Origin of the sequence: Actinoplanes philippinensis, assembly GCF_900113015.1 — a bacterium.
GTDB classification, from domain to species: Bacteria; Actinomycetota; Actinomycetes; order Mycobacteriales; family Micromonosporaceae; genus Actinoplanes; species Actinoplanes philippinensis.
In genome coordinates this window covers 192,599-208,188 of sequence record NZ_FONV01000013.1, presented here as the reverse complement: position 1 = coordinate 208,188, position 15,590 = coordinate 192,599, and the positions used below count along the sequence as shown (strand labels likewise).

Here is a 15,590-nt window from a genome sequence, read left to right as displayed (position 1 = left end):
TCGATATCGCGGTGACGCGTCCGACGGAGCGACATTTGAGGGGACACCACGAGATGGCGAATCCGTTCGTCAAGGGCTGGCATTACGTGATGGCGCTCTTCGGCGCGAAGATCGACGAGTACGCCGACCCGAAGGTCCAGATCCAGCAGGCCATCGAGGACGCCCAGCGTCAGCACCAGGCGCTCGTGCAGCAGGCCGCAGCCGTCATCGGCAACCAGCGTCAGCTCGAGATGAAGCTGTCCCGGCAGATGTCCGAGGTCGAGAAGCTGCAGGGCATGGCACGACAGGCCCTGGTGCTCGCCGACCGGGCCCGCGCCGCCGGTGACGAGTCCGAGGCGCAGAAGTACGAGCAGACCGCGCAGACCCTGGCCACCCAGCTGGTCGCCGGCGAGCAGTCGATGGAGGACCTGAAGACCCTCCACGACCAGGCTCTCGGCGCCGCCGGCCAGGCCCGCAAGGCGGTCGAGAACAACGCGATGCTGCTGCAGCAGCGCATCGCCGAGCGGTCCCGCCTGCTGAGCCAGCTCGAGCAGGCCAAGATGCAGGAGACCGTGGCCAAGTCGCTCGAGTCGATGTCGCAGCTGGCCGCGCCGGGCAACACCCCGTCGCTGGACCAGGTGCGCGACAAGATCGAGCAGCGGTATGCGAACGCGATGGGCCGTGCCGAGCTGGCGTCCAACTCGGTCGAGGGCCGCATGCTGGAGGTGCAGAAGTCCAGCCTGGACCTGGCCGGCGCGTCCCGCCTGGAGCAGATCCGCTCCAGCATGGCGGGCGAGAAACTGGGCGGCGCCGCCTCCCAGCCGGCCGTCGAGCAGACCGCCACCCCGGCCGCCGACGCGGCGAGCGTGGCCCGTCTCGACGAGATCCGCGCCAGCATGAACCAGAAGCGCGGCGACACCAGCGCGGCCGGCTGACCGGTCCCGGCTGACACGAGGGGAGCGACGGTGGACGAGCGGTCCAGGTACTTCCGGCGGCTCAAGCGGCTGCGGGGTTCGGCGCGGCGGTGGAGCGTGCTGGGTGGTGGCCTGACCGCGGCGGCAGCCGTCCTCACCCCGTATGCGGGGATCGGCGCCGGCGACGCGGGCTGGGCGGCCGCGGCCGGAGCGTCGGTCGTCCTCGCGGTGTGGCGGTGGAAGGACCATCGTGAGCTCGCCGCCACCCCGGCGCCCCCGCCCGCGCTTCCCGAGGACAAGCTCACCAAGGCCCTGCAGCGGTTCCCGGCCGGGCAGACGGTGCTGCGTGAGGTGCGGCGTCAGCGAAGCCGCTACGCGCTGCGCGGCTCGGCGATCGCCGACGCGTGGGACCGTCTCGACCGGGCCTCGCAGGCCATGGTGGGGCTCGCCGGCCGGCTGACCGGTCCGGGGGAGACCGCGATGCTGGAGGCGGCCACCGCCGAGCAGTGGCTACGTGACCTTGGCCAGCGGGTGGCGAGCGTGGAGCGGGCCATTCCCCTGGCGCAGCCGGGTCAGCGTGACGCGCTGGTCGAGTCGCACGCCGGCCTGGCCGAGCAGTTCACCGAGGGCGTCGAGGCGTATGAGCAGTTGGTCGCCGCCGCCGCGAGCTACGTGGCGGAGGACGGGCACCCGGTCGCCGAGAGCCGTCATCCGGCGTATTTCGGGCTCGTCGACGCAGCCGACCGTCTCCGGGGCATAGCCGACGGCCTGGCGGAGTTGCGGACCACCGAGTTCCGCGCCCCGTTCCAGGCCACCTCGCCGTCCCCGACCACGTCGGCGCCACGGTCCTCCTCGTCGTTCGCCTCCTCTTCGTCTTTTGCCTCCTCCTCCTCCTCCTCCTCTTCCTCTTCCTCGGCCGCCGATTCTCCAGCGGCGCCGAAGCAGGCGGATCCCGATCTCGGTGAGCTGTCCGAGGCGCGGACCACCGCATTCCGCACCCCACCGGGCACCCGATCTCCGGCGGCGGGCTGACCCGCATCCTGGATCGGTTCCCTCCCGGATGTTGCCGCCGAAGGCTCGGTTGGCAGTGGGGGTGCCTGCGGGATGGGGCCCGGTCGGCAGAGGGGATGCCTGAGGGAGGGGTCCGGTTGGCAGAGGGGATGCCTGAAGGACGGGATCCGGTTGGCAGCAGGGGAGTCAGCGGGGTGGTGGGTGTAGGTATCCGGTCGGCAGCAGGGCGTCAGCAGGGTGGTGGGGTAGGCATCCCGTTGGCAGCGGGGTGGTGGGGTCAGGGCTCCGGCTGGCAGCGGGGGCACCAGTAGGTGACCCGTTCGTCCTGTTCGGCCTTGCGGATCGCCGTGCCGCACCGGCGGCACGGCTGAGCGCGACGGCCGTACACATAGCTGGTCTCGCCCTTGCGCAGCGAACCGGTGGTGGTCTGCGTCCAGCGGCCCCGGTTGGAGGCCACCAGTTTCTGGGCCATCGTCACCGTGCCGGTGAGGTCGGTCACCGCGGCGACCGGGGTCCACGGCCACAGACCGCGCAGGAACAGGGTCTCCGCCTTGTACAGGTTGCCGACCCCGGCCAGATTGCGCTGGTCGAGGAGGGCCTCGGCGATCGTGGCGGACGGATTCGCGGAGATCCGCCGGACCGCCTCGGCCGGATCCCAGTCCGTGCCCAGCAGATCCGGCCCGAGATGACCGACGATCGTCTCCTCCTCGGTGGTCGGCAGCAGCGCGATCTCGTGCAGGTGGTATCCGACGGCGACGGAACGTGCCGAGCGCAGCACGACGCGGATCAGGTGGGCGGGGCGGCCGGTCCAGCGTTCCCCCGGGGCGTAGGACCGCCAGGCGCCGTCCATCCGCAGATGCGAGTGGAGAGTGTGCGGCGGGCGGCCCTCCCGGGTCAGGCGCAGCAGCAGATGCTTGCCACGACTCGCCGACTCGGCGACCGACCAGCCGGTCAGGTCGGTGGTGGCCAGCCGGGGCACGCGGAAGTCGGAACCGGTCAACGTCGCCCCGGTCAGCGCCTTCTCCAGCACGCGGGCGGTGTTCCAGACGGTGTCCCCTTCCGGCATGGCCCCATTCTTCCCCGTACCGCCGGCTTCAGTCCTCCACCGGCCGTCGGCCCCCTCCGGCTGTCGCTGCTTGCTGGGGCCTGGCTCGCCTCCGGCCGTCGCTGCCTCTTCGCGCTGGGGAAAATCGGATGACCGGGGATCGGATCGGCTGGGATTCTGCCCGCATGGATCTGGATATCGCACCCATCGGGGACCGGACGGAACTCTTCCAGGAACTCGACGGAGGCTGGCCGGTATTCATGTCGAAGGACCCCACCGGCGGTCTCTACTACCGCCACATGGATCGGCTGTGGCCCGAGTTCTCGATGCTCGCGGTCGATCGGGACACCGGGCGGGCGGTGGCCAAGGCGCATTCCGTGCCGTTCGCCTATGACGGGGACATCGCGGACGGGCTGCCGGAGGGCGGCTGGGACTGGGTGATCCGCACGGCCACCCATGACCATCTCGGCGGCGTCAAACCCACCATGATCTCCGCCCTGGAGATCAACATCCGGTCCGACCTGCGAGGCAGCGGGCTTTCCAGCGTGATGCTGAAGGCCATGCGCGACAACGCGGCGCGGCACGGATTCACCGACCTGGTCGCGCCGGTCCGGCCCAGCGGCAAACCCGCCCACATTCAAGAGCCCATCGATGTGTACGCCCACGCGACCCGTTCCGACGGCCTGCCCGTCGACCCGTGGCTGCGTGTACACGTCAGGGCCGGCGCCTCGATCGTCAACGTGGCGCATTACAGCATGACGTACGCGGGAACGCTCGCCGAGTGGCGCTCGTGGACCGGCCTGCCGTTCGACCGTACCGGCCCCGTCGAGGTGCCCGGCGCCCTGAACCCGATCCACTGCGACGTGACGCAGAACCACGCCGTCTATGTCGAGCCCAACGTCTGGGTCCACCACCGCATCTGATCCGCGACGGGCACGCATGAGCCGGCGGCGGGGGACGGCCGGGAGGTGACGCCCCGGCCGTCCGGCGCGAGATTCGGGGCTTTTCGTAGCCGTACCGTGAATGGATCTAGCGTGCGGCGATGCGGACCGTGTCGCCGGGGACCACCGAGAGCAGGACCACGGCCCGGCCGTTGTTGACGGCGATGGCGACGCGGTCGGCGGAGTCGGCGAAGACGAGGAGCTCGCCCACGTTCACATCGGCGAACGTGGTGCCCCGCCGGGCCCGGACACCGCCGTTGACCAGCAGTTCGGAGCCGAGGCCGGAGAGGGCGGAGCCGTCCGCGGCGAGTTGCACGTTGCCGAAGCGGTCGACGGTGAGCACCTCGGCCTCGATCCAGCCGTCACCGATCGTGACGTTCGGGTCGGGCAGGCGGGTGAGGGCGGCCGGATCGACGGCGGGGCCGGCCTCCTCGGGGGCCGCGCCGAGCGCCAGCCGGGCCGCTGCCGGAGCGAAGACGTCACGCCCGTGGAAGGTGCGGGACACGTCGCCGAGCGTCCAGTCCTTGTTGTCCAGCTCGTAGGCGGCCGTGATGCCGCCGAGCGCCTCGGCCGCCCAGATGAGCAGGCCGTTGTCGGGGCCGATGAGCAGACCCTTCGGCGTGACCAGCACGACGCCGCGGCGGGCGGTGCCGACACCCGGGTCGACGACCGCGAGATGGACCGAGGCCGGCAGGTGCGGCGCCGTCTGTGCCAGCACGGCCGCGCCGCGGGCGACGTCGGCGGGCGGCACGTGGTGAGTGACATCAATCACTCTGATGTCCGGGGCGACCCGGGCGATCGAGCCATGGCAAGCGGCGACAAAGCCGTCAAAGGTGCCATAATCGGTCGTGAAGCTGATCCATCCATAACCGGCCATGGTGGGCAACGTTACTGCCTGTCGATGGCCGATAGGCCACTGGCGCGCCGGGCCTTCGTGGCAGTGTTGAGCCATGCGTCTCGTGATCTTCACCGAACCCCAGCAGGGCGCCAGCCACGACGATCTCCTGCGGGTCGCCAAGGCCGCCGAGGACGGCGGATTCGACGGATTCTTCCGCTCCGACCACTACCTCAGGATGGGCGACGGGTCCGGGCTGCCCGGCCCCACCGACGCCTGGATCACGCTCGCCGCGCTGGCCGTGCAGACCTCCCGGATCCGGCTCGGCACGCTCGTCAGCTCCGCCACCTTCCGGCTGCCCGGCCCGCTGGCGATCGCCGCGGCCCAGGTCGACGCGATGAGCGGCGGGCGGATCGAGTTCGGGCTCGGCGGCGGCTGGTTCGAGAGCGAGCACAAGGCGTACGGCATCCCGTTCCCGCCCGTCGCCGAACGCTTCGACCGCCTCGAGGAGCAGCTGGAGATCATCACCGGTCTGTGGGCGACCCCGGCCGGATCCCGGTACGACTTCGACGGCAAGCACTACCAGGTCGTCGACTCGCCGGCGCTGCCCAAGCCGGTCCAGACGCCCCGCGTGCCGGTGATCGTCGGCGGCCACGGCAAGAAGCGCACGCCGTACCTGGCCGCCCGCTACGCCACCGAGTTCAACGTCCCGTTCGCCAAGATCGAGGACATTCCGGCACAGTACGCTCGGGTCCGCTCCGCCGCCGAGGCCCTCGGGCGTACCGAGCCGCTCACCTACTCGGCCGCCGCCGTCCTCTGCGTGGGCCGCGACGACGCCGAGGTCAACCGGCGCGCCGCCGCGATCGGCCGCGAAGCCGACGAGATGCGCGCCAACGGCGGCATCGTCGGAACCCCGGCCGAAGCCGTCGAAACCATCAAGCGGTACGCGGAAGCCGGCGCCTCCCGCCTGTTCCTCCAGGTTCTCGACCTGTCCGATCTGGATCACGTCGAGCTGGTCGCGTCCGAGGTCGCGCCGAAGCTCTGATCCGGCCGCGGCCTCCCACCGACCCGTCGACCGTCAGGTCTGTCCCACGTTTCTCATGGCAGCCCTGACGGCCGGTCGGCCCGTTCCTTACGCGTTCGTTCGGTAGCCCCCGATCGGGCCGGCTCGCGTAGCCGGCTCTCCTATGCGTGCCGCGGCTGATGTTCGCCTCCGCTCGCGGGCGTTTCCCGGCTGGACGTCAGAGCCGTCTCGGGTCCCTTGTGACGGCCATGACGTCCAGCCGGTCTCCTTTGTGCCCGCCGTGAATGGTGCTTCCAACCGATCTTTCACGCCGGTCGCCGGAACTACGGGCGGGTTTTCGGGTCGCGCTGAGCCGCGACCCGAACCTGCCGTCGATCGTCAGCTCGGCCCGCCGGTCGACCAGGGGTGTCTCACGTTGATCCCGGCAGTCCTGATTGTTAGGTGTCATCAGCCGGCCATCCTGCTGAATTGTCCTCGGCGACGAGCGCTTCCTTCGCTTTTGCGGCAAGCTTGATCTTCATTCCGCGAGACTCGCTCTTTCGATCTGCGGCAGGTCCCTCTTTCGGTTCGCGGCCGCTGGTCCTTCGATGCGAGGCGGCCTCCGCCTTCCGTCCGCGACGCGTTCACTCGTGATCGGCTTCGGTTCCTTCCGCGACCTACTCCCTCGTGATCGGCTTCGGTTCCTTCCGCGACGCGCTCCCTCGTGATCGGCTTCGGTTCCTTCCGCGACGTACTCCCTCGTGACCGGCTTCGGTTCCTTCCGCGACAGCTCACTCGTGGCAGGATTCCCTTCTGCCGCAACGGCATGACTCGGTCTGCTGTGACGGCGTGACCGGGCTGGCGTTGTGGCGGCCGGGACGGCTTGCGGTGGCGAAGTCCCGGGCGCAGCGGGAGCTGAGGTCAAGGGCGTTGATCACCGTGAGGCCGATATGCGGATGACGACGGGTTCTTGCGGAGGTTTGTCGGCGGCCCGGCGGTGCGGTCCCGAGCCGTTGTAGCGGTGCGGTTTCGAGTCGCGATGGCGGTCCGCTTTCGAGCCGTTATGGCGGCGCAGCCCCAAGCCGTTGTAGCGGTGCGCTTTCGAGCCGTTATGGCGGTGCAGGCCCCAGCCGTTGTAGCGGTGCGGTTTCGAGCCGCGATGGCGGTGCGGTCCCGAGCCGCGATGGGGCGGGTGCGGGTCAGGCGCGGAGGCGTAGGCCCCGCGGAGTGGTGCGGAACCCGGCCGCCGTCAACGCGTCTCGCAACGGTGATGCGTGTACCGACTCGCCGTCGGCGCGTTCGACCGACATGGCGCCGAGCGCTCCGGAACGCACCGCCCCCGCCAGACCGTGAGCGCCGTGGATGAGCAACTCCGGGTCGTCGGTGAAGGACAGCAGGGTCCGGCCACCCCGTTCGACGTAGAGGACCAGGTCGCCGCCGGCCAGCACCACCAGAGCGCCCGCTTTCCGGCCGGCGCGGTGGCCGGCCTTGGCCACCGGCTCCCCGTCGCCGCTGTCGACGATGCGGTCCGGCCAGGGCAGAGCCGCGCCATAGGGGTTCGCCGGGTCGGTCGCGGCCAGCACCACGGCTGGTGGGCCGCCGCGTCTCTCATCGTCCGGCTCGTTCAGGGCGCGCAACCTGTCGACGGCGCCCGGCACCGCGAACTGTGCCGCGCCCAGCCCTTCGACGAAGTAGCCCCGCCGGGCCGCCCCGCGTTCCTCCAGCGCCGCCAGCACCGGGTAGACGGCCGCGAAACCACCGCTCACCCCCTCGGCCACGGCGGCGCCCCGGGTCACCACACCGTGCCGTTCGAGCAGGAGATCAGCGACCGCCGCCGCACGGCGGGTCGGGTCAAGATCGCGATCGGGAAGCCGTGACCAGCGGCCCGCCATGTTCGGCGGCCCACCCCGGGCGGGCATGTGTGGCCGTCCGGGACGCCGGTACCGCGAGCGGGCCGGCGCCGCTTTAGCCCGGTGCGCGCCACTGCCGCCGAGCAGGGCCCGCAGCGGCGCGAACGTGTCGTTGGTCAGATGGCCGGCCCACACCAGATCCCACACGGCCGCGGCCAGCTCGGTGTCGTCGGTCGAGCCGACCCGGTCGGACAGCGACCGGAAGAACAGTGCCTGACCTCCGTCGAGCGCGTCGAGCACCGCCTGATGCAGCGGTGTGGCCGCGAACTCGTCGTCGGGAGGTGGCAGCAGCAACGGTGCGCTCTCCGCATAGGCCAGCGTCACCCAGCCGTCGCCACCGGAGATCGACCCGGATCCGGCCCACAACACTTCACCGGACGCACAGAGCTCGTCGAGTTGTGGCGCCGCATAGTCGGCCACCCGGGCGGGCAGCACCAGCCGCTCCCACGCGGACGCCGGCACCGCGACACCCTGGACCTGCTCGATCGCGGCGGCCAGGGCGTCGACGCCGCGGGCGTTCCCACCGACCTGCTGCCACCGGGGCAGGAAGGTGGCCAGCACCCGCGGCGGGACCGGCTCGATCTCGCGGCGCAGCGCCGCCAGCGAGCGCCGCCGCAGCATCCGCAGCACCTCGGCGTCGCACCACTCGGTGCCGGCTCCGCCGGGGGAGAACTCGCCGGATGTGACCCGCCCGGTCGCGCTGAGCCGCTTGAGCGCCTGCTCGACCACGAAGACTCCGAGCCCGAACCGGGCCGCGCACGTCGCCGCCGCGAACGGCCCGTGCGTCCGGGCATAACGAGCAACCAGGTCGCCGAGCGGATCGGCGACCGGCTCCAGGTACGCCTCCGGGATGCCGACCGGCAGAGCCACCCCGAGCGCGTCCCGATAGCGCCCGGCGTCGTCGATGCCGATCCACCGGTCCTCGCCGGCGACCCGCACCAGGACCGCGCGCCGGGTCGCCACCAGCGTCTCCACCCACTCGCCGGCGACACCCCGCACGGCCAGCTCGTCCGCCGACAGGTCACCGAGGAGCCGCAGCAACTCGGCCGCGTCCTCGGCGTCCCGCGGGGTGCGCTGAGTGGTGAGCCACTGCAGCTGCGCCTCGGTCTCGGCCACCACCTCCGGGTCGAGCAGCTCGCGCAGGTCGACCCGGCCGAGCAGCTCGCCCAGCAGCGTCGAGTCGAGGGTCAGGGCGGCGGCCCGTCGCTCGGCCAGCGGCGCGTCGCCCTCGTAGAGGAAAGCGCCCACATAGCCGAAGAGCAGCGACCGGGCGAACGGTGACGGCCGCGCGGTCTCCGCCTCGACCAGTCGCACCTTGCGGCCGGAGATCTCCCGCATCAACCCGGTCAGGCCGGGCACGTCGAAGACGTCCTGCAGGCACTCGCGGGCCGCCTCCAGCGTGACCGGGAAGTCGGCGAACTCACGGGCCACGTCGAGCAACTGGGCGGAACGCTGTCGCTGCTGCCACAGCGGCTGGCGGCGGCGCGGGTCACGCCGGGGCAGCAGCAGGGAACGGGCGGCGCACTCCCGGAACCGGGACGCGAACAGCGCCGACGTGCCGACCGACTCCTCGACCAGCTGCACGATCTCCTCCGGGTCGAAGGCGATCAGCTCGGCGCCGGGTGGCTCGTCAGCGGTGTCCGGCAGGCGCACCACGATGCCGTCGTCGGAGGGCATCACCTGGCCGTCCACCCCGTACCGCTCGGAGAGCCGGCGCGCGATCGCCAGCGCCCACGGCGCGTTGACCTTGGCGCCCAGCACACAGTGCACGGTCATCCGCCAGTCGCCCAGCTCGTCACGGAACCGCTCGACCACGACCGTCCGGTCGTCCGGCAGATGACGGGTCGCCTCGCGCTGCTCGCGCAGGTAGGCCATCAGGTTACCGGCCGCCCACTCGTCCAGGCCCGACTCGCGCAGCGCCGCGGTCGCCGCCTCGTCACCGGCCTTGACCAGCGCCCGCAGCCGGGCGCCGATCGCACGGCCCAGCTCGATCGGACGGCCGGGTGAGTCACCCTTCCAGAACGGCATCCGCGCGGGTGCTCCCGGCGCGGGCGAGACCAGCACCCGGTCGGGGGTGATGTCCTCGATCCGCCAGGACGTGGACCCGAGCAGGAACACGTCGCCGACGCGAGACTCATACACCATCTCCTCGTCGAGCTCGCCGACCCGCGAGGCGCGCTCCGAGCCGGCCAGGAACACGCCGAACGTGCCGCGGTCGGGGATCGTGCCCCCGCTGGTCACGGCGAGACGCTGGGCGCCCGGGCGGCCGGTGAGCACGTCGGTGGCCCGATCCCAGACCAGGCGTGGCCGCAGCTCGGCGAACGCGGTCGACGGATATCGGCCGGACAGCATGTCGAGCACGGCGTGCAGCGCCGACGACGGCAGCTCGGCGAACGGCGCAGCCCGCCGGACCAACGTCGCCAGGTCGTCGACCTGCCACTCGTCGAGAGCGGTCATCGCGACGATCTGCTGGGCCAGCACATCCAGTGGGTTGCGGGGGCTGCGCAGCTCCTCGATCGCGCCGTCGCCCATCCGCTCCGCCACGACGGCGCAGGACAGCAGGTCACCGCGATGCTTCGGGAAGACCACGCCGCGCGAGACGGCGCCCACCTGATGGCCGGCCCGGCCGATCCGCTGCAGGCCCGCCGCGACCGACGGCGGCGCCTCGATCTGCACCACCAGGTCGACGGCCCCCATGTCGATGCCCAGCTCCAGGCTGGACGTCGCCACCACGGCCGGGAGCCGCCCGGATTTCAGCGCCTCCTCGATCTGCTTGCGCTCCTCCCGGGAGACGCTGCCGTGGTGGGCGCGGGCGACCACCGGTGGCGCGCCCCGGGTGCCACCGGCCTGCGCCATGATCTCCGCCGGCATCCGGGAACCGGCGGGCACGTGCGCCTCCGGATCGGCGCGCTCGGCGGCCAGCTCGTTGAGACGGGCACAGAGCCGCTCGGACCCGCGCCGCGAATTCGTGAAGACGATCGTCGACCGGTGCGCCTCGATCAGGTCGAGCACGCGCTCCTCGACGGCCGGCCAGATCGACGGCGTGTGCCGCCCGGCGCCCGAATCATCCTGATCAGAATCGGGCACCTCGTCGAGCCTTGTCATGTCCTCCACGGGGACCTCGACGGTCACCTCGATCGTCTTGGCACTGGGTGGCTGGACGATCTCGACCTCCTGCGCGCCGCCGAGGAACCGCGCGGTCTCGTCGATCGGGCGCACGGTCGCGGACAGGCCCACCCGCTGCGCCGGACGCTCCAGCAACGCGTCCAGCCGCTCCAGCGACAGCGCCAGATGTGCGCCGCGTTTGGTCGCCGCGACCGCGTGCACCTCGTCGATGATCACCGTCTGGACGCCGCGCAGCGAATCCCGCGCGGCCGACGTGAGCAGCAGGAACAACGACTCCGGCGTGGTGATCAGGATGTCCGGCGGGGTCCGCGCGAACCCGCGCCGTTCCTCGGCCGGCGTGTCGCCGGTGCGCATGCCCACGGTGATCTCCGGTGGTGGCAGACCGAGTCGCCCGGCCGCCTGCCGGATGCCGGTCAGCGGCGCCCGCAGGTTGCGCTCCACGTCGACCGCCAGCGCCTTCAGCGGGCTCACATAGAGGACCCGGCAGCGCTGCCGGACCTGCTCGGGAACCGGCTCACGGGACAACCGGTCCAGCGACCACAGAAAGGCCGCCAAGGTCTTGCCCGACCCGGTCGGCGCGACGACCAGGGCATGCCGCCCCGCGCCGATCGCCTGCCACGCCCCGGCCTGAGCGGCGGTGGGCGCGGCGAAGGCGGCCGTGAACCACTCCCGGGTGGCCGGCCCGAACCTCTCCAGCACGTCTCGCACGCCTCACATCCTGCCTCGGGGGTACGACAGAAAACCGGGGCGCGGACGCGCCTCCGACGAGAGATTTCCCGGTTCGGCCGGTTCGATCACCTTTCGCTTCGTCAGATGTACGCCGTACCGCCCCCGCCGGTGACGCTTGCCACGGTGCGTGCCCCGTGGCTGCCTCTTGCGCGACAACGGGGGGCGATTGCCCGTACACCTCCTGGTTTTTCTAATCTTGGGTGTTCTGAGCGGTGACCGGGTGATCGTCGTTCCTTGGGCGGTCTGTGGCTGATTATCCTGATACCCGACGTGATGGGTGGGTGCCGATGGCGGTCAGGCAGGAACTCGTCGCGGACCGGTACCGTCTTCTGGAACCGGTCGGCGCGGGCGGGATGGGCCGGGTCTGGCTGGCTCGCGACGAGATGCTGCACCGCGACGTGGCGGTCAAGGAGATCGTGCCGCCCGAGTGGATGTCCGATGTTGAACAGCACCGTCTGCATGAGCGGACGCTGCGGGAAGCGCGGAGCGCCGCCCGCCTGAACCATCCGCACGTGGTGCGCATCTACGACGTGGTGCACACTCGCGGGCAGTCCTGGATCGTCATGGAGTATGTGCCGTCGCGATCGCTCTACCAGGTGCTGAACGAGGACGGGCCGTATGAGCCGGCGGTTGCCGCGCGGATCGGGCTGGCGCTGCTGGATGCCCTCGCCGCCGCGCACCGAGCCGGTGTGCTGCACCGGGACGTGAAGCCGCACAACGTTCTCATCGGCACCGATGGGCGTGTCGTGCTGACCGATTTTGGTCTCGCTACGTTCGTGGACGACGGTGGTGTGACAGCTCCCGGGCTGATCGTCGGGTCCCCGCAGTATGTGTCTCCGGAACGTGCCCGTAACGGAGCATCCACTGTCGAATCCGATCTGTGGTCGCTGGGGGCGACGCTGTATGCGGCGGTCGAGGGGCAGTCGCCGTATGCTCGCGAGTCCGCGATGGCGACGCTGGCCGCCCTCGCCACCGATCCGCCCGATCCGCCGGTCCGGGCCGGGCCGCTCGCTGCGGTGCTCGACGGTCTGCTCCGGTATGAGCCGGCTGCCCGGCTGACCGTTTCGGAGACCGAACGCCGGCTTCGGATGATCGTCTTCAGCGATCCGCAGGAGATCCCGTTCCTGCCCACTCGGCGGGGCGGCCGAGTCGCGGCCCCGAGGCCCGCGTCTCCACCGGCGTCCTCTTCGGCGCGTCCGATTCCGTCGCAAGCTTCATCGCCGGAGTCCGTTTCTGCCCAGTCGGTTCCGTCTCAGTCCACCGGGCCGTGGCCGGCTGAGGCGGGTTCGGACGGTCCCCGGGGAAGCGCCGGCGTCCGGCTTCCCGATCCGGTGGCATCAGGACGTTCCGGGGATTTTCCCGGACCGCATCGCGGTACGGCAACCGTGCCCAGCAATCCTCCGGCTCAGACCCGGCCCGCTCCGCACCCGCGGACGACCCCAGGACCCTCCGCTGCCCGCGTATCCGTGCCCACGCCGTCGCGGACCGGGCAGCCTCGGGTGCCCGAACCGCCGCCGCCGTCGGTCACCTCCTCGGCCGGTCCCGAGGCTGCGGCTCCAGCATCGGAGGGCGGTTCGGTTGCGTCCTCGCCGCCCGCGGGGCCTTCTTCCGGGACCAGGATCGTGCCGCCGCGGCAGCGCCGTGCCGAGTCCGAAGATGATCGGGGTGCACCGCGTCTGGGCCGGCCGTCCTCCCGGTCCGCTGGTACTGAGGGGCAGGCGCAAGACCCGGCGAAGCGGGTTCCGGGGGAATCCGTCGTGCCCGACAGCGCATCGGTTCGTGACTCCTCGTCCACAGCCTTGCCGGAAGCGCGTGAGGCCACGACCGATGAGCACCACCGGGACCGTCCCGCCCTCGGTCCCGTGTCGGAATCCGATCAGGCGGCATCTTCGCCCCGGGGCTCTCAGATCGACGCGCCCTCTCCGGCCGCCGTGCCTCCTCCTGCCGCCGTGCCTCCTCCTATCGCCGTGCCGCCTAGGCCCGCCGTGCCTCCTACTGCCGCCGTGCCTCCTACTGCCGCCGTGCCGCCTAGGCCCGCCGTGCCTCCTCCTACCGCTGTGCCGCCTCGGTCCGCTGCGCCCTCTTACACCGTGCCGCCTCGGCCCGCTGTGCCCACTCCCGCTGACGCGTCCTCTCGATCCGCTGTGACCGCTCCCGCCGACGCGCCCTCACGGTCCGTGACGGCTCCTGCCGCCGTGACCCCTCCGGCTGGCCAGGATCGGGAAGCTGCGCAGGCCCCGGCTACCCACCCGAGCCGGTCCTCGGAGGATGATCCGGGGCCGCAGTCGGACCCCGACCGTCGTGCGGATGTCGCCCTTGGCGGCGATGTCGCCCATGCTCCGGGTGACGGCGGCGATTCGCCTGCTCAGCCATCATCGGTCATCGGCCGGAGTCCAGAAGCTGCTCCAGCGGAGCCCCGGATCTCCGGAATCGACCTGGAGCCGGATGGTCAACGACGTTCCGATCCAGGCCGTGGTGCGAAACCCGGCCAGTTCGCCGAGCCCGATCGACCTGCCGCGACACGAGCCATCGACGGAACTTCGGAAGCCGGCTCCGCGATTCGCAGTTACGAACTTGTGCCCGTGGCCGCTGCCGATCGGCTTCCAGGAGCGGCTCGTGAGACCGCTGTCGAGGGCGCGAAGTCCCCTGATCCGCAGACGAGCCCGACGCGAACGGACACACCACGATCGGTCCGTCCGCCCGGTCAGGAGCTGGTGCCGTTCCACGTTCCTCCCTCCCGGCGGAAGCGCCCACGCCGGACCTCGATACGCGTCACGCAGGCACGACTTGCCGTAACGGGCCTCGTCGTCCTCTTTGTCGTCGGCAGCCTGCTGGCCGGATACGTGGCCGAGCTGACCTCGGCCCGTCCACGGGTCTTCGTCCCGTCGCCGCTGTCCACCGACACGAACCAGGATCCACCGGTCACGGCTACATCCAACCCGGCGCCGAACTCCTCACCACTCGGCCCACCGGCACCGACCGGCGTCCCGTCCTCGACGGGCTCGTCCGGCCCGGACACCTCCGCCGCCTTCTCCCCGTCTCACTGTGACTCGCCACCTCCCGGCGACCTGCCCGTCACACCGCTGGACGGCGCCGCCCGTGGTGTGAACGGCTGGGACCTTCAGGCCGGCTGGTCCTACTTCACCGACGGTTCCGGTTTCCACATCGCCCTGCCGGACGGGTGGTCCCATCAGCGGATCGGCACCACCCACTGCTTCCGTGCCACCCGCAGCACCAGAACGATCACCCTGGATACCGCCGGTGATCCAGCCGCTGATCAGGTGGCGGTGGCCCGCGCCGAGGAGAGCCGCCTTGCCACGTCGGGTGGTCTGCCCGGCTACGAGCTCATCGGTGTCACCCCGGTGCCGTTGCTGCACAAGGCGGCCGACTGGGAGTACCGCTACCAGTCCACGAGCGGCGCCGCCCGGCATGCCGTCTTCCGGTGGTTCGTCATGGGTGGCCGCGCCTACGTCCTGGGCTGGACCACCACGGAGAAGGCCTGGAACACCGACCTCATCAAGATCCAGTTGATCCGCAGCACGTTCTACTCGAGCCGTTCCACTTCGTCACCGCCATCGCCTGTGTCCAGTTCGAGCTCCTGACTCCCGTTCGGTCTTTGATCGCGCTCATCCGCCGGCATGGCGCCCTCCCGAACACCCGCGACGAGCCTGTCCAGGTGGCAGGGACGTCCGCCAGGCGGCCAATCCGTGGGTTGGGCGACCGCCGGCCGCTCCACGGGGCCGCTCGTGACGGCTGTTTCGTGGGCCGGACGGCTGCGGGGCGCCGGTTCGCGAGGCGCTTCAGACGATCGCTCGTGGTGTGGACGCAGCATGTCGAACCACCAGGTCGCTTGTGGCACGGTCATCGTGGGTCGGACGACCCTGGCGTGCCGAACACGGAACCGCTCGCGCCGGTCATTCCTCGGTTCATCGGCGGCATCGCGCCGAGCCGCTCGAACAGGCCGAGCGCCCCGGGCATGCCGGCCCATGATGGATCGGTGGCTGCGGCCCGCTTGCCCGCTGTTCCCGCCCCGGCTGCGCCCCCGCATCGATGCCAAGCCGGCGATGCGGAAGTCGAGCGGTCGCGGCACGGCGGTC

At 71.3% G+C, this 15,590-nt stretch carries 7 protein-coding genes and 2 pseudogenes; 6 read left to right on the top strand and 3 right to left on the bottom strand.

The window, feature by feature from the left end; translation table 11 throughout:
* Nucleotides 1–53 precede the first annotated feature (53 nt).
* Together BM290_RS33170 and pspM are read left to right on the top strand one after the other, a co-directional pair.
* Nucleotides 54–914: a PspA/IM30 family protein gene (locus BM290_RS33170; protein ID WP_093619867.1), complete on the top strand. Its 861-nt coding sequence runs from the start codon at nt 54–56 to the stop codon at nt 912–914.
* Between the two features lie 30 nt (nt 915–944).
* A pseudogene (gene pspM, locus BM290_RS33165) lies at nt 945–1,685 on the top strand (phage shock envelope stress response protein PspM); the annotation flags it as partial.
* Nucleotides 1,686–2,181: 496 nt separating this feature from the next.
* Here pspM and BM290_RS33160 read toward each other — a convergent pair.
* Complete coding sequence (locus BM290_RS33160; protein ID WP_093619866.1) at nt 2,182–2,970, bottom strand: DNA-formamidopyrimidine glycosylase family protein; 789 nt, start codon at nt 2,968–2,970, stop codon at nt 2,182–2,184.
* A gap of 164 nt (nt 2,971–3,134) precedes the next feature.
* Between BM290_RS33160 and BM290_RS33155 the strand changes: the two genes are divergently transcribed.
* Nucleotides 3,135–3,872 carry an N-acetyltransferase gene (locus BM290_RS33155; RefSeq protein WP_093619865.1) on the top strand — a complete coding sequence of 246 codons (738 nt, stop codon included), beginning with the start codon at nt 3,135–3,137 and terminating at the stop codon, nt 3,870–3,872.
* Between the two features lie 106 nt (nt 3,873–3,978).
* On the opposite strand, the gene BM290_RS33150 is transcribed toward BM290_RS33155, so the two are convergent.
* The gene (locus BM290_RS33150) at nt 3,979–4,767 is read right to left on the bottom strand and encodes an SAM hydrolase/SAM-dependent halogenase family protein (protein WP_093619864.1); all 789 of its coding nucleotides are present in this window, start codon (nt 4,765–4,767) and stop codon (nt 3,979–3,981) included.
* Between the two features lie 73 nt (nt 4,768–4,840).
* On the opposite strand from BM290_RS33150, the gene BM290_RS33145 reads away from it, so the two are divergent.
* Nucleotides 4,841–5,770, top strand: coding sequence for an LLM class F420-dependent oxidoreductase (locus tag BM290_RS33145; protein WP_093619863.1), 930 nt, complete (start codon nt 4,841–4,843; stop codon nt 5,768–5,770).
* Nucleotides 5,771–6,927: 1,157 nt separating this feature from the next.
* On the opposite strand, the gene BM290_RS33140 is transcribed toward BM290_RS33145, so the two are convergent.
* The gene (locus tag BM290_RS33140; RefSeq protein ID WP_093619862.1) at nt 6,928–11,463 is read right to left on the bottom strand and encodes an ATP-dependent helicase; all 4,536 of its coding nucleotides are present in this window, start codon (nt 11,461–11,463) and stop codon (nt 6,928–6,930) included.
* Nucleotides 11,464–11,780: 317 nt separating this feature from the next.
* Here BM290_RS33140 and BM290_RS50210 point away from each other — a divergent pair.
* A pseudogene (locus tag BM290_RS50210) lies at nt 11,781–12,761 on the top strand (serine/threonine-protein kinase); the annotation flags it as partial.
* 1,575 nt (nt 12,762–14,336) lie between these two features.
* Nucleotides 14,337–15,095: a RodZ family helix-turn-helix domain-containing protein gene (locus BM290_RS50205; protein ID WP_239143831.1), complete on the top strand. Its 759-nt coding sequence runs from the start codon at nt 14,337–14,339 to the stop codon at nt 15,093–15,095.
* Nucleotides 15,096–15,590: the final 495 nt, after the last annotated feature.

What these genes read in the sequence shown, in the direction of transcription:
- BM290_RS33150 (WP_093619864.1), bottom strand. Translation starts at nt 4,767, where the DNA reads ATGGCCGGTTATGGATGGATCAGCTTCACGACCGATTATGGCACCTTT.
- BM290_RS33170 (WP_093619867.1), top strand. Translation starts at nt 54, where the DNA reads ATGGCGAATCCGTTCGTCAAGGGCTGGCATTACGTGATGGCGCTCTTC.
- BM290_RS33160 (WP_093619866.1), bottom strand. Translation starts at nt 2,970, where the DNA reads ATGCCGGAAGGGGACACCGTCTGGAACACCGCCCGCGTGCTGGAGAAG.
- BM290_RS33145 (WP_093619863.1), top strand. Translation starts at nt 4,841, where the DNA reads ATGCGTCTCGTGATCTTCACCGAACCCCAGCAGGGCGCCAGCCACGAC.
- BM290_RS33155 (WP_093619865.1), top strand. Translation starts at nt 3,135, where the DNA reads ATGGATCTGGATATCGCACCCATCGGGGACCGGACGGAACTCTTCCAG.